The organism is Flavobacterium pygoscelis (genome assembly GCF_023162025.1).
GTDB lineage: Bacteria > Bacteroidota > Bacteroidia > Flavobacteriales > Flavobacteriaceae > Flavobacterium > Flavobacterium pygoscelis.
Genome location: NZ_JALNUB010000006.1, coordinates 48257 through 64309, shown reverse-complemented (window position 1 = coordinate 64309; position 16053 = coordinate 48257). Strand labels below are relative to the sequence as shown.

Sequence of the window (16053 nt, the reverse complement as noted above, 5' to 3'; positions counted from 1 at the left end):
CTCCTTTAAAATAAAAAAAGCTGTCGGTTAAGACAGCTTTTTAATTAAAAATTGGGTGATAAATCATATTTTTTATAAAATTTATCAAGTATTTCAACGACCTCCTCTGCAGTATCAACGATTTTAAATAAATTTAAATCCTCTGGACTTACAGTAAGTTCTTTTTCTACTAAAACTGTTTTAATCCAATCGAGCAATCCAGACCAGAAGCTTGTTCCCACTAATATTATAGGAAACTTAGCCACTTTTTTAGTCTGAATCAAGGTGATAGCTTCAAACAATTCATCCATCGTTCCAAAACCTCCAGGCATCACAACAAAACCTTGAGAATACTTTACGAACATCACTTTACGAACAAAGAAATAATCGAAATTCAAGTTTTTATCACCGTCGATATAGGGATTAAAATGTTGCTCAAAAGGCAATTCAATATTCAGTCCCACAGAAGTTCCGCCACCAAGATGTGCGCCTTTATTACCAGCTTCCATAATACCTGGACCACCGCCCGTAATTACACCATAACCAGCTTTACTAATTTTGTATGCTATTTTTTCTGCTAGTATATAATTTGGTGAATCTGCTTTCGTTCGCGCCGATCCAAAAATAGTAACACAAGGTCCTATGCGACCCATTGTTTCATAACCGTTTACAAACTCTGCCATGATTTTAAAAATGGCCCAACTATCATTTGTTCTAATTTCGTTCCAACTTTTTTGCTTTAATCGATCTTGGATTACTTTATCCTCATCATTGTCAAAATCTTCTAATCTCATTTTTTAATATCTAATTTATTACTCATTTCTTTAGGAGCTTTTTCCAGCTATTTGTTCCAATCTTTTTATTTTTTTTCAAAAAAAATAAAAAGGATTTCCACTTCTATCTGGGCTAGGACTCCAATTTACTAAAGTAATTCTTTTTTATCAATAAAGTGAAATCAATCTTTAATTTTAAGATTATATTGTTGTTTTCTACCTTACAAAGCTTCTAAAATTAAATTTATTTACTGATTTAAAAGAAAAAAGAAATAAGTGGTTAAGGTCAAAAAAACTTATCTTTAAGGATATCAAAATAATGAGACCATGAAAGCTATTCATATTACAAAATCTGGCGGACCAGAAGTATTGCAGTTACAAGAAACTCCAAAACCCAAACCAGATAAAAATCAAGTATTAATCAAAGTCAAAGCAGCTGGTGTGAATCGCAGTGATGTAATTACGCGTCAAAATAGGGATGCCTACGGCAAAGGATTTACAGGGACTTTAATTCCTGGTTTAGAAGTTTCAGGAGAAATAACAGCAATTGGCGAAAATGTAACCGACAAAAAAATTGGAGATAAAGTATGTGCACTTATCGCAAGCGGAGGATATGCCGAATATGTTGTGGTAAACACTTCGCATTGTCTTTTCATTCCAAATGGAATCAGTCTAATAGATGCAGCAGCCATTCCAGAGACTGTTTTTACGGTTTGGTTTAACGTTTTTCATTTAGGAAAACTGCAACCTAACGAAAAGTTATTAATTCACGGCGGAACAAGTGGTATTGGCACTATGGGTCTACAAATGGCAAAAGCTTATGGTTGTAAAGTTTACACCACTGCAGGAAGTGACAAAAAGATTGATTTTTTAAATAAAATGAACTTAGGAATGGCAATCAATTATAAAAAAAACGCCTTTGAAGAAGTACTAAAAGAGGAAAAAATTGATGTTATTCTAGATATGGTTGGAGGAGATTATACGCAAAAGAATCTTGAAATATTAAACGAGAAAGGCCGCTTAATTTATATCAACGGAATGAAAAGTTCGGAGGTAAATATTAATTTGCGCACTATTATGAGTAAGAATCTAACCTTGACCGGGAGCTTTCTTAAACCTCAATCTGATGAAGTAAAAACTCAGATTGCAAAAGAGGTAGAAACCAACATTTGGCCACTATTTCATTCTAAACAAATTCATCCTATAATTTATAAAACTTTTCCTCTAGAACAAGCTGCAGAAGCGCATAAACTTATGGAAAGTAGTGATCACATTGGTAAAATTCTATTGACAATGGATTGATATTATTAAAAAAATAATCAAACTCAAATTTGATAATATAGTATTGAAACTAACTTCCTATTATTTTTTTAAATGACCTTTTGGAACAATAAAAAAAAATAATTTCGAATATTGAGATTTTAAAAGTACTATTTAAAATTTGATGTTTTTAAAATAGAATTGCTTTAAGCTTCAATTGATCCGTTTCATAAAACACTACTCAATGTTACTTAATAATTGATATATTTGAATAAAAATAATAGTATGAAAAACACTTTTTTGATTCTCTTCTTTACGCTTTTTACGGCTACCATTTCCGCTCAAGACGGTAAGAAAAACCAGAAAGCAGTAATAAAAACAACTCTTTTTTGCGATCATTGTAAACAGTGTGAAACTTGTGGAGGAAATTTCCAATCCAATATGTTGAAAATAAAAGGAGTGAAAATGTACGAACTAGATGAAAAAAACAGCACAATTACCGTTTTTTACAATAGTCAATAAACAAATCTAGAAACTATAAAATCAGGTATTTCAAAAATGGGTTATGATGCTGATGATGTAAAAGCAGACGTTGTAGCTTATGAACAATTAGATGATTGTTGCAAAAAAGTATAAGGGCTTTTTTTTGATTTATAACATTATAAAAATGAAAACTACTGTATGATGCAGTAGTTTTTTTTATCTCTGGTATTGATTAAAAGTTTGAGGATAGAATGTTATTAGTGATATTGCAATCAATAAAAAACCACCCCGCCCTACGGGCACCCCTCCAATGGAGGGGAATTAAAACCGATTTGGTACTTATGGATTACTTTTATTTTGTTTAATTTACTTGATAGTTTACTTATTAAACAAAATTGTTGAGGAAATTTAAGCCAATTCCTTTTTTAAGAATTGTGCTGTATAACTCTTTTTATTTTTTGCGACTTCTTCTGGAGTTCCTTTGGCGATAAGTTGGCCTCCGCCTTTCCCACCTTCAGGACCAATGTCGATGATGTAATCTGCTAGTTTTATCACATCCATATTATGTTCGATAATCAAAATGGTATTTCCTTTATCGACTAGTTTATTAATCACCTCCATTAATACTCTGATATCTTCAAAATGCAAACCTGTTGTGGGTTCATCGAGAATATAAAATGTATTTCCAGTATCTTTTTTAGATAATTCTCCCGCTAGTTTGATGCGTTGCGCTTCTCCACCAGAAAGTGTTGTGCTTTGTTGTCCCAATGTAATGTAGCCTAAACCAACATCCTGAATCGTTTTTACTTTTCTGTAAATCTTCGGAATCAATTCAAAAAACGGAACCGCTTCATCTACCGTCATATTCAACACATCAGAAATGGATTTTCCTTTGTATCGAATCTCCAATGTTTCTCTATTAAAACGTTTTCCTTGGCAAGTTTCACATTCAACATACACATCTGGTAAAAAGTTCATTTCTATTGTTCGAACTCCAGAACCTTCACAGGTTTCGCAACGTCCTCCTTTTACATTAAAACTAAAACGACCTGCTTTATAACCCCGAATCATACTTTCTGAAGTCATAGTAAACAGATTTCTAATTTCTGTAAAAACTTCGGTATACGTCGCAGGATTCGAGCGTGGAGTTCTACCAATTGGGCTTTGATCAATATCAATTACTTTATCGATATGTTCTAATCCATCAATCTTTTTATACGGTTTTGGTTTTTTGACACCATTAAAATAATAGGCGTTCAAAATAGGATAAAGCGTCTCATTAATCAGAGTAGATTTTCCACTTCCAGAAACTCCAGTAACACAAATCATTTTCCCTAAAGGCAACTCTATCGAAACATTTTTTAAGTTATTTCCTGTTGCACCAGTTAATTTTAGGAACTTTCCGTTTCCTTCCCGACGCTTTTTAGGAACCTCAATTTTCATTTCGCCATTCATGTACATTGCTGTAATAGTATGGTGTTTCAAGATTTCTGCAGGTGTTCCTTTGCTGATGATTTCACCACCATATTTTCCTGCTTTTGGTCCAATATCTATGACATAATCAGCACGTTCAATCATGTCTTTATCGTGTTCTACCACAATAACTGAGTTACCAATATCTCTCAATTGTTCTAGAGAATGAATTAGTTTTTCGTTATCTCTCTGGTGCAAACCAATACTAGGCTCGTCAAGAATATACAAAACACCAACCAACTGCGAACCAATTTGAGTTGCTAATCTAATACGTTGCGCTTCCCCACCCGAAAGAGATTTTGAACTTCGGCTTAAAGCCAAATAATCCAAGCCTACATTCATCAAGAAGTTCAATCGGTCCTTAATCTCTTTAATTACCTCAGTAGCGATACGCTTTTGTTTATCAGATAAATGAGTATTTAAATCATGAAACCAAGCCGTTAAATCCGAAATGTCCATATCGCACAATTCGGCTATGTTTTTTTCGTTTATTTTAAAGAATAATGCCTCTTTTTTCAAACGAGAACCATCACAAACAGGACAGTTAACTTCGTCCATAAATTCCTTAGCCCATCTTTTAATAGTAGTGGATCCACTTTCTTCGTATTGATTTTTAATGAAATTAGATATTCCTTCAAAATCAATTTTATAGTCACGAGCCACTCCTAAATCTTTAGAATTAACTGTGAATTTTTCTTTTCCACCATTCAAAATCATTTCCATTGCTTCCGCTGGAATTTTTTCGATGGCATCCGTTAATTTAAAACCATATTTTTCTCCAATGATTTCTAATTGCTTAAAAATCCAAGAACTTTTATATTCTCCCAAAGGAGCAAATCCACCGGCTTTAATAGTCAATTTTGGATTTGGAACAATCTTTTTACTATTAATTTCATTCACTGTTCCCAATCCGTTGCAATGATCGCAAGCGCCTTTAGGTGAGTTGAAAGAAAATAAATTAGGTTCTGGGTTTTGATAAGATATTCCAGTAGTAGGACACATTAAATTTCTACTAAAATAGCGCACTTCATTAGAATCTTGGTCAAGAACCATTAATACATTTTCACCATGATGCATGGCAGTATTAATACTTTCTGATAATCTTTTTTCATTCTCAGGGCTTTCATCAATAACCATTCTATCTACTACAATTTCGATATCATGTGTTTTGTAACGGTCTAATTTCATTCCTAAAGTAATATCAAGAATATCATTATTGACACGTACTTTAAGGAAACCTTGTTTGGCTATTTGTTGAAAAAGTTCTGCGTAATGTCCTTTTCTAGCACGAATAACAGGCGCCAAAATATTGATTCGTTTTCCAGCAAAGTCCTGAATAATCAAATCTTTAATTTGTTCATCAGAATAGGAAACCATTTTTTCTCCAGTGTTATAACTATAAGCATCAGCTCCACGAGCATAAAGCAAACGCAAGAAATCATATATTTCAGTAATGGTTCCCACAGTAGATCGAGGACTTTTACTAGTCGTTTTTTGCTCAATAGCAATTACTGGGGAAAGTCCGTCAATTTTATCCACATCAGGACGTTCTAACCCGCCTAGAAATTGCCTTGCATAAGCAGAAAAAGTTTCTACATAACGACGCTGCCCTTCGGCATATATGGTGTCGAAAGCAAGTGAGGATTTTCCAGAGCCTGAAAGTCCAGTGATAACTACTAGTTTTTCACGGGGAATGGAAACATCTATATTTTTGAGATTGTGAACGCGAGCGCCTTGAACTTCAATGGTATTGTCTTTGTCTAACATATTTTTTGTAAATTCCGAATGGTCGGTAGCAAAGTTACCATTTTGATTTATTCTTTCAATAGAACACTTTAGAAGTTTATGTTAAAGATTGTGTACTTTTGAAAAACAGATTAATAATCATTTTTTAGAAAGAGAAGCAGTATACAATTATGAAAACAAGAATCGGAATTTTAGGAATGGGTGGAGTAGGCGGTTATTTTGGAGGATTGTTAGCCAAAGAATTTTATCAGTCAGATTCTGTTGAAATAGTGTTTATCGCAAGGGGAGAAACTCAAAAAGAAATCGCTAATAATGGATTAAAAATTATAACGGATACGGATGAATTTATTGTTTTTCCATTTTTAGTATCAAATGACCCTCAGTTTATAGGGAAACTTGATTTTCTTATTTGTGCTACAAAAACCTATGATATAGAGGAAAGTCTTGTATCTATCAGTAAATGTATTACTAAAAAAACGGTTATTCTTCCTTTGTATAATGGAGTTGATGCTCCAGAACGCATTAGTACTTTATTTCCTGATAATGAAGTGTTGCAAGGCTGTGTTTACATCGTTTCGATGATTGTTTCGCCTGGAATTATAAAGAAAATAGGAACTTATGAAAAGTTGTTTTTTGGTTCTACTATGGCCTCAATAGCAACCTTAAATAAATTACAAACTATTTTTAAAAGTGCGGGTATCGAGAGTTATCTAGTAGATAATATCGAGGAAACAGTGTGGGAAAAATTTATTTTCATTTCCGCTTTAGCTTCAGCAACCTCTTATCTAAATCAGAATATTGGAGAAATTTTAGCAAATCAAACTAGTAGAGCACTTTATGTTTCTCTATTAAATGAAATTACGATGCTTGCTGCTGTAAAAGGGTTGAATTTGCCTGAAGATAGTGTAATGCAAAGTATTCTTAAACTTGAAAAATCACCTCATAGTGCCACTTCTTCAATGCACAGAGATTTTTTAGCGGGTAATAAAACAGAATTAGATTCATTGACTGGTTTTGTCGTTACCGAATCATTAAAGTACGAAATTGAAACACCAACCTATCAAATGGTTTTTGATAAATTATCTAATTTATAATTGCTTTAATAGATAGATAGCGGTAAGCTTAAAAAAATCTTACAAATTAAAAACTGAAGGAAATATGAAACGAATTTTGAATTTATGCAATGTTTTATATTTGATTTGGACAATTTCAATACTAATACTGATTTTTTGTGGAAAAGCAGTTTTTGGACAAGGTCTTGGTGATTTATTTTATTTAATTTTGATTATTATTTTACAAATTGTTTTCGGCTATGTGTTTTATTTAAATTATACAGAAAAAATAAATTTTCCGATATTAATGATTATTTTATTGATTTTAATTCCAATATTATTTACACTAAAAATGACAATTTGGAGAGGATCAGAATATCCATGGAATGGCATTTTTTTTTTTTGAATAAAAATATACTTATGAATTTTAATATAGCGTCAACAGAAATACTTGAAGATTTTCATTTAGCCCAAGAAAACTTTTTAAGAGCAGAATAGATAAAGTTTCAGAAAAGTAAAGAATTGAGAGAAAATAAAATACCTAATGCTCCAGGTGTTTATACTTTTTTTGAAAAAGGGAATAAAATACTATACATTGGAGAAGGTGGAAACTTAAAAAGTGAATGGACGAAATAAATAGAACTGTAAATCATTCTTTTAGAAAATAGATAGGCTTTTTGAGGTTTAATGGAATAAAATCAAGTAAAAAATATGATTTAGACATTGAAACTAAACTTGATAGCTTTTTTGCGGAAGAAATATATGTTTCTTTTATAGAAGTTTATTTTGGTCGATTAGAAATAGAAGAATTTATAATTTCAAATCATCAACAATTTCTAAATAATTCAGTAAAAAAACGAAAATTAACAATTATTATGGATTACTTAAAAGAGACAAGGTAAAAAAGCCTAACGCATAACAGCCGTTTAGCGAGATTGGGGTTTTAGCGGAATTAGCTTTTTTTATCATATCATCGTTTCGGCAGAAAATACTCTGCTTTAAAGTCCCTAACCTCGCCAAACGCCAAGACGATGTATCCAATACCATTTTTTCAATAAATAAATAGTGTTAAATATTGCTATGAAATTTAGCGTTAAGACTATTTTCCTAAAATAAATTATAAGAACTAGACTTTAGGTTTACTCTGTTTTATTTTAAAGTTAATATTTAGAAAATCATTTTTGTTATGCGTGCATATTATTCAAATTAATTCCTTATTTTTCGCGTATAATTAAATAAAAATGCAAAAAGATTACGACTATATTATAATTGGAAGTGGCTTTGGAGGTTCTGTTAGTGCTTTACGACTTTCTGAAAAAGGATATAAAGTTTTAGTGATCGAAAAAGGGAAATGGTATAAAGCCAATGATTTTGCTAAAACCAATTGGAACCTCCGTAAATGGTTGTGGATGCCAGCGCTTAATTTTTTTGGAATCATGAAAATGAGTGTTTTTAGACACATTGTCATTATTTCTGGCACTGGAGTAGGAGGCGGATCTTTGGTATATGCCAATACTTTGCCTGTTCCTAAAACCTCTTTTTATAAATCGGGCAGTTGGAGCGAATTAGCAGATTGGGAAAATGAACTTAAACCCTTTTATAAAACGGCACTAACCATGCTTGGTGCGGCTAGAAATCCAAAATTATTTGATGGCGATAAAGGACTTAAAGAATTATCAATAGAATTGGGAAGAGAAGATCAGTTTGAAAATCCTGAAGTAGCCGTTTTTTTTGGTAAAGCAGGAGAAAAAGTGATTGATCCTTATTTTGATGGTAAAGGTCCAGAAAGAGCTGGTTGTAATTTTTGCGGAGGATGTATGACGGGTTGCCGTTATGATGCCAAAAACACACTAGATAAAAATTACCTTTATTTAGCACAAAATTTAGGTGCCAAAATTCTAGCGGAACATGAAGTTTATGATGTTTTACCTATTGATGGGAATGAAGGCGCTACAGGTTATAAAGTATTTTTAAAATCGAGTACGCATTATTTTAAATCTAAAAAAGAGTTAACTGCAACAAGCGTTATTTTCTCAGGAGGTGTTTTGGGAACGGTAAAATTACTGCTTAAACTAAAACCAAAATCACTGCCTTTGCTGTCTGATAAGCTGGGGGAAGATATAAGAACGAATAACGAAACACTAATAAGTGTTTCTAGTTTAGACCATAGTAAAAATATGTCTAAAGGTGTTGCTATAGGAAGTTTGCTTCATACGGATGATAATAGCCATCTTGAAATTGTTCGTTATTCAGAAGGTTCTGGATTCTGGAAACTATTGCATTTACCACTCGCTATTGGGAAAAATACACCGGCTCGTTTATTTAATATGTTACAGCAATTATTGAAATTTCCGGTGCGTTATTTCAAAATCTATTTTACAAACAGTTGGTCCAAAAGTACTGTCGTTTTGTTATTCATGCAATCTATTGATAGTACTTTGAAATTTAAAACTAATTTTTTTGGCGGAATGGCTTCTTCCGTTGGAAAAGGAGTAAAGCCAAGTGCTTACATTCCAGAATCGATCGAATTGACTAAAAAATATGGTAAAATTGTAAACGGTGTTCCTACTTCATTTGTATTAGAATCTTTTGCAGGAATTCCATCTACAGCCCATGTTTTAGGAGGAGCAGTAATGGGAAAAGATAGTTCTCAAGGCGTAATTAATAAAAACAACGAAGTCTTTGGATATAAAAATATGTATGTAATAGATGGAGCAATGATATCAGCAAATCCTGGAGTAAATCCTTCATTGTCGATTACTGCAATAGCGGAAAGAGCGATGGCGCAAATAGGGGATAAGTTAAAATAGTTAGAGAATACTTGAATTAATTGGAAAAATCAAAGCTATATCGAGTTACTAACTCACAAATTAAGTACAAGATTGACTAAAAGCTTAAAAAGTAATCTGTTTTCCTGTCAAAAGTTATTATTCTAGTATCAAACTTGATAACGAGATAATCCATTTAAGAAAATTGATTTAACTCGTTCACGTAAATATTCAGGACGAAGCACTTCCAGACTATCACCAAAACCTAATAAAATGCGATCTAATTCGTAATTTTGAATGACATATAAATGAATAATGATACTTCCATCTTCATTTTGTTTAATGAGCCTTTGCGAATTGTGTAAAGGTTTTGTAGTAACATACTTCGCATTACTTCCATCAATCCAGAGTTCGATGCGTCTGGGTTGTAAACCAGTATTTACGGTCACGCCAACTACATTTTTATAAAATAAATCAGGATTGAAGTTTTCTTTTAAGTAAGGCAAACTCAAATCGTAGTCAATCGAAATAATTCGGTCTAATGCTAAATTGGTAATGGGTTGACTTCCCTTTCTTTTCCCTACCAAAAACCAACGATTATTAAATTCCTTCAAAATAAAAGGATGAAAATTAAACGTTTTTTCTTCTGCAGATTTAAAGGATTTGTAAGTAATCACTAAAACCACTTTTTTTATAATTGCCTGATAGATTTCTTCCAAAAAATGCAAACCCTTCAAATTTTCGTTTTTATCCAAATGAATTACCGGTTGCGTATTTGACTTTTCAGAATAAATTTTGTCTTCCAACCGCTGTAAAATATCCGAAACATCTTTAAACAAAGAGAAATCCTTAAACTGCTTTAACATCGAAACTGTCTCTGTCAAAACATTCATATCCGTTTCCGTCAGCGGAATATCCGTAATCGAAAATTCGTCATCATCATATTTGTAAAACTTCTTGTCATACACCACAATTGGCGCATTGTAACCTAATTTTTCACTTCGCATTAACTGAATATCGAGCTGAACCGTTCGCTTACTAACCGGATTTTCCTTTCCTTCATATTCATACAATGCATCCGAGCAAGCGTTCATCAAATCCTCTAAAGTCCAAGTTCTATAGGAATTTTGCAAACATTTGTCAATAGTTTTATATCGAATAAGTGCGTTTTTATTTTGAGCCATAGTTGTTTAATTTTTTGGGCGTGTTCGCCGCGGCGAACGGGCTGTACACTGTATCTTTTTTGGTCTCGTAAAAAAAACGAGACCAAAAAAGGATGCCGTTTCCATCCCTCACGCAATTCACGTTAATGAGATAATTTCTCTTTTAATATTAACTCTTGCCTTTTCTTCAAATAATTCTCTGAATTCTTCTGTCTGAAAAATAAACTCATTTTCTAAGAAATGTTCCAAAGCTTTTTTTCGGCCAGGATTGTATAGAAAATCAGGATAAATGCGATATTCTTTTCTAATTTGGTTACAATATATTTGATAAGCTTCCCAATCTTTAGCAAGGATTTTTAAATCAAAATCAATCAACCAATTAATGTCTTCAATTGCATTGTGTTGATGAAGTTGTGTCGCACAAATCATATCAAAAATCAATTGTTTATCAAGTAATTCATTGGTAGCTAAAACTTTCAGAGTATATTCAGCACTTTTTAGTTCATTATCTTTTCGCGTAGCTTTATAAATAGAGTCGTGATAGAAAATACTAAACAACACTTCATCGGGATTTTGAAGCTTATTTTTATACTGTTCAAATAATTCAATCATTTCTTCTAAATGTGTCAAATTATGATAGTGTCTTGATTTACTAGAATAGGCTTTTTCTAAATCAAGCCATAAGGTCTTTACATTAGTAGGATTGAAGCCGTTTTTCAAGAGTAATTCCGAGTATATTTGAGATAGGTTCACATATAAGATTTAACCAAAAATACAAAATACATTTTACTACGCAAAATAGTTGCGTACTTGTGCAAAAAATTTGTATCATCAAAAATAGAAACCATGAATAATGAAGTTGTAAAAACGAAAAGCGCCAAAAAGAAATTCAATCTCTTACACAAAGACGAACCACAATATTGTACCCAAAACCCAGAATTACCCAAAGCAATTATCTGCGACTTAGACGGAACATTGTGTTTGATGAATGGCAGAAATCCATTTGATGCTAGCAAGTCTGATGAAGATTTGCTAAATGAACCAGTGGCAAATGTATTGAGAAACTACAAAAAGCTAGGTTATGCGATTTTGCTTGTTTCAGGAAGAGAAGATCGATTTAAAGAACCAACACTTCGTTTTCTTGAAAAACATACAATTGTATTTGATGATTTAATCATGCGAAAATCAAAGGACAATAGAAAAGATTCCATCATCAAAACTGAAATTTACAATTCCTTTATTAAAGAAAATTACTTTGTAGAATTTGTTTTAGACGATAGAAATCAAGTAGTAGACATGTGGCGCAAGGATTTAAAATTACCTTGTTTTCAGGTTTATTATGGAGATTTTTAAATAAAAAAAACAAATGATGAAGGTTCAAATCCTTTTTGTGCAGCAAAAATAAGGCGCAGTAGTTTAAGTCGGGAAAACAGTTGGATTTTAATCGCAGATTCGCAAATGGTTTTGTGAGTTTGTGGTTTATTATTTGTTAATTTGAGAGGATAAATCCTAACTGGTTAAGGAATAATTAAATCTTAAAAATAAAAATATTATGGAACCAATTACAATGGCAATAATTACACCTTTTTTAATTGAATTAGGAAAAAAGGGTATTGAAAAGTTTACTGAAAAAGGATTTGAAAGTATATCAGAAGGTACTATTGGATGGATTAAATCTTTATTTTTTAAAGATGGTAAACCAAAGAAAGCATTATTTGAACTTCAAGAAAATCCTGAAAGCATAGAAAAACAAAACATTGCAAAAGCTTTTATTGAAAATTCAATTGAAGATAATCCAGAATTTGCAACTTATTTAAAAGAGTTGAATGAGAAATTACCTAATATAGAAAATACTATTTCAAATAATAAAAATGTTAATACAGGAACAATAAATAGTGGCGGTGGAAATATTCAATTAGGAGATAATTATGGAAATTAATAATACTAATTTTGGAAGTATTGAAAGTGGAGGAGGCTCAGTTCAATTAGGGGATACTTATATCACGAATGTTATTAATGGCTTGAATTATTTACTTTCTGATTTTAAAGAACAACTAAAAAATATTGAAGAATTAATTAATTCATTTAAACCCAATACAGCATTAGGATTATTAAATAGTTTAGAAAAAAGAGTTGTTGAAATTGAATTAAATGATAAAAATATAATTCTAAGTAAGATTTTGTTTCTAAAAGGTTTGTGTAAACGTGAACTAGATGAATATAAAAAAGAAGATTCAGCACAAGATTTTATCAAAGCATCAAATTTAAATCTAAATGAAAATAATTTCAGAGATAGAGCTTGTGTCGAATATTTGAATTTAAATGATAAAAAAAAGGCATTAAGTAAAGCAGAAGAAATTATACAAATTGATGAGTATAATATATCTGCTTGGTATGTTAAGGCTATTTTATCAACTGATATAAAATCTTTTTTAAAAATCATTCCTAAATTTGTTTTTGAAGATTATAATTTTCAGTTAAGTATCATTTCTCATATAATATCAACTCAGAGTTTAAATTTTTTAGAGGAGTTGTCAAAGTATGATTTAGTTTTAGATATTGACTTTGAGAAATATAAAGAAGTTACTTTTGGTAATCTTGAATCTTGGAGGGTAGTTATTGATTTATCTATTAATAAAGCATTCAATGAATATCCTCTGAAATACATTGCTGGAGAATATTTTATTTTAGAGGATAACCTACTAATAGAAAAAGTATTCAATTTAATGAAATTATATGTCACGAAGTTGAGTGACACTGAAATTAAAGATTCGACATCTCATCAAAAATTTTACTATAATTATTTTGGGTATTTATTGACAAATGAAGATGTTTATTATCAAGGTATATTAGTAGATTTTTCCAATACACCTAAGCCATTTTGGTTTTATACTTTTAGCTTTTGCCAAATATTAAATCATAAAAAAGAGTATGAAAAATCTTTAGAATTCGTAACTGAATATGAACAATCAGCAGATGTTTTATCTAGTGAATTTTATCTGTTTAAGTCTGCTTTATATGATTTAAATGGAAAAAATAGGGAGGTTTTTGATGTATTCAACGATTATTTAAAATCTTTCGAAATAATTGAAGAAAGAAATGGAATTAATATTTTGCAAGCATTTTTAAATATTCTTTTTAAGCGAGTAGATAAAAATGTTTTATCAGAACAATTAATAAAAATCTTAGAAAAGGAATTTAAAAGTAGAGAATTAAAAGATTTATTTGAGTTAACAATTAGAGTAAGATATTTAAAAGAAAATGATAATGTAATTTCTGAAAGACTTAAAGCCTTAATGATTTACAAAGATTTTGATATAAATTGGAAGAATTTAATAGTAGAGAATTTAAATTCAATAGGAAGACGAAACGAAGCAATTCAATTTTTAGAGCAATATGTTAATAAATCAGATGTTAGTGAATCACTTCGTTTTTTTATAATACTTCTACATGAACAACTTTGTGATAAAAACTGCGAAGAGAAAGGTAGGTATGCCGAAGTGTTGGACTTACTAAAGTTTTGGCGATTGCATTCTAAATACCCGGATATTAAATTGCTAGAATTTGAACATAATCTTTATACCGAAATTAATGATTTAGAAAATCTTGAGGATATTGATGGATATTTATACGGGAATTTCCCAGACAATGAACAGTACATTCTTCTTTATTTGAATGTTCTTGAAAGAACCAATAATAAAGGAAGAATAAAGGAAGTGTCGGATAAAATTAATTGGAAAATCGAAGATGAACGATTTGGCGTTACTGTAGCCATTGTCCTTATGCGTAATAACGTAAACGCAAAAATGGGATTTGATATTTTGTATCAACTCGCATCTAATCCTAGTAATACTATAGCACGTAAAAATTATTTTGCTAGTTCATTGTTTTTAAAAGATCATAATTTTTTTATTAGTTTTGATGAAGTAGAAATAGGATGTTGGGTTACTTATTTAGTTTCTGATAAAAAAGTGTATCTAAAAGTTGATCGAGAAACTGGCTTGCAAAAAGAGTTGATTGGACGAAAAGTAGGCGAGAGTTTTACTTCAATAACTAGAATGTCGGGGAAAATAATTTCAATTCAAATAGTTGAAATTATTAATGATGCATGGCATTTATTCAGAATGATTCAAGAAGAGGCAAATAATCCTGTAAATGAACTAGGATTTGAATCGCTTCAGATGCCAACAGATATGAAAGATTTTGAAACTTTTTTTAAATCACATTTTGGTGATATTGGAACCAAAGAAAAAGAAATTAAAGAAAAAGCATTGGATGATTATTTTAATTATCGCATGGGTTTTTCAGAGGTTGCAAGAATTGTTTTCCGTGAAAATTATATTGACACATACTTACATTTGACTGGTTTCGTTGGAAATAAATTTACAACAATTCCATCAGGTTTGACAAAACAAGTTTTTCATGATAATGAAAAAATTACTTATGCACTAGACTTTAGTACGCTAATCCTGTTTTATTTTTTAGAAAAAGAACTTGGTTTTGAATTTAAACATAAATATACAGTTTCATATTTATTAAGGAATGAAATAAATCGAGAAATTATTGAATTGGCAAACTCACCATCCTCTCAAATGACTATTCAAGTTACAAACCAGTTTATTAGACGGTATGATACTCCGGAAGATTATAATCAGAAAAGAATTGAATTTTTACAATTACTACTTGACTGGATAGAAAAAAACTGTATAATTGATTTAGTTCCTGAAAAATTAGATTTACTTCCGAAATTTGGCAACAAAGAAAAACTTGATAATTTTATGAAATTATTGATTGATAATTTTTGCATATCTGACAGGCAAAATTTTCAGCTTATAACTAGTGATTCTACTCTTTTCCTATTCTCTAAAAGAGGAAATACAGTTGGAAATATCATAAATCCAGAAAAATATTTATTAGCATTTTATCCTGAAAAGTGTGATACCGAGTTCTATAGATTTTTATTGAAGTCTAGTTATATAGGAATAGATATTAATTTAGAAACTTTAAAAAACGAATTCTATCAAAATTTAAGTAATGGTCAGAATTTTTATAATATATGTCTTGAAAATTTACAGTTTACAATTCATGGTAATTCACAAATTATTATAATGCTTAGCAAATTTTTAAAAGAATTGTATGTTATGCAAGTTTTAACTATAGAGCAGAAAAACAATTTCGCTTATAATATAATAGTAAGGGCAATTTATGGTATGCCTAAAGATATATTTAAATCATTTAATCAAAAGTTATTTGAAGATTTTAGACTTATGGGCAATTTATATGATGAGTTGGTAAAGGTGCTTAAATCCGTGATTAATAACTAAAAACATGAATCACCGATCGTACCAACAAATCA

11 protein-coding genes are annotated in these 16053 nt (G+C 30.7%); 7 read left to right on the top strand and 4 right to left on the bottom strand.

The window, feature by feature from the left end; translation table 11 throughout:
* Window positions 1-44: 44 nt before the first annotated feature.
* Window positions 45-773 (bottom strand): LOG family protein, encoded by a 729-nt coding sequence (locus tag MW871_RS10925; protein ID WP_248428536.1) that lies wholly within the window; start codon window positions 771-773, stop codon window positions 45-47.
* Window positions 774-1079: 306 nt separating this feature from the next.
* Here MW871_RS10925 and MW871_RS10920 point away from each other — a divergent pair, with 306 nt between their 5' ends.
* Entirely contained in the window at window positions 1080-2054 is a 975-nt protein-coding gene (locus tag MW871_RS10920; RefSeq protein WP_248428535.1) for an NAD(P)H-quinone oxidoreductase, read from the top strand.
* A 243-nt stretch (window positions 2055-2297) separates the two neighbouring features.
* On the top strand, window positions 2298-2534 hold the full coding sequence (locus tag MW871_RS10915; protein WP_248428534.1) for a hypothetical protein: 237 nt from the start codon (window positions 2298-2300) through the stop codon (window positions 2532-2534).
* Window positions 2535-2903: 369 nt separating this feature from the next.
* Here the strand turns inward: MW871_RS10915 and uvrA are convergent, their stop codons facing one another.
* Window positions 2904-5735, bottom strand: a complete 2832-nt coding sequence (gene uvrA / locus MW871_RS10910; RefSeq protein WP_248428533.1) for an excinuclease ABC subunit UvrA — start codon at window positions 5733-5735, stop codon at window positions 2904-2906.
* A 149-nt stretch (window positions 5736-5884) separates the two neighbouring features.
* Between uvrA and MW871_RS10905 the strand changes: the two genes are divergently transcribed.
* Both MW871_RS10905 and MW871_RS10900 read left to right on the top strand, forming a co-directional pair.
* Entirely contained in the window at window positions 5885-6808 is a 924-nt protein-coding gene (locus MW871_RS10905) for a ketopantoate reductase family protein (protein WP_248428532.1), read from the top strand.
* A 1199-nt stretch (window positions 6809-8007) separates the two neighbouring features.
* Window positions 8008-9576, top strand: a complete 1569-nt coding sequence (locus MW871_RS10900; protein ID WP_248428531.1) for a GMC oxidoreductase — start codon at window positions 8008-8010, stop codon at window positions 9574-9576.
* A 128-nt stretch (window positions 9577-9704) separates the two neighbouring features.
* Here the strand turns inward: MW871_RS10900 and MW871_RS10895 are convergent, their stop codons facing one another.
* The gene (locus tag MW871_RS10895; protein ID WP_248428530.1) at window positions 9705-10718 is read right to left on the bottom strand and encodes a helix-turn-helix transcriptional regulator; all 1014 of its coding nucleotides are present in this window, start codon (window positions 10716-10718) and stop codon (window positions 9705-9707) included.
* A 117-nt stretch (window positions 10719-10835) separates the two neighbouring features.
* The gene (locus tag MW871_RS10890; RefSeq protein WP_248428529.1) at window positions 10836-11450 is read right to left on the bottom strand and encodes an HD domain-containing protein; all 615 of its coding nucleotides are present in this window, start codon (window positions 11448-11450) and stop codon (window positions 10836-10838) included.
* 93 nt (window positions 11451-11543) lie between these two features.
* Between MW871_RS10890 and MW871_RS10885 the strand changes: the two genes are divergently transcribed.
* From MW871_RS10885 to MW871_RS10875, 3 genes are all read left to right on the top strand, one after another.
* Entirely contained in the window at window positions 11544-12050 is a 507-nt protein-coding gene (locus MW871_RS10885) for a phosphatase domain-containing protein (protein WP_248428528.1), read from the top strand.
* A 199-nt stretch (window positions 12051-12249) separates the two neighbouring features.
* A complete protein-coding gene (locus MW871_RS10880; protein WP_248428527.1) occupies window positions 12250-12636 on the top strand; it encodes a hypothetical protein in 387 nt (128 codons plus the stop codon).
* A complete protein-coding gene (locus MW871_RS10875) occupies window positions 12626-16021 on the top strand; it encodes a PIN domain-containing protein (RefSeq protein ID WP_248428526.1) in 3396 nt (1131 codons plus the stop codon). The genes MW871_RS10880 and MW871_RS10875 overlap by 11 nt, the downstream gene beginning before the upstream one ends.
* Window positions 16022-16053: the final 32 nt, after the last annotated feature.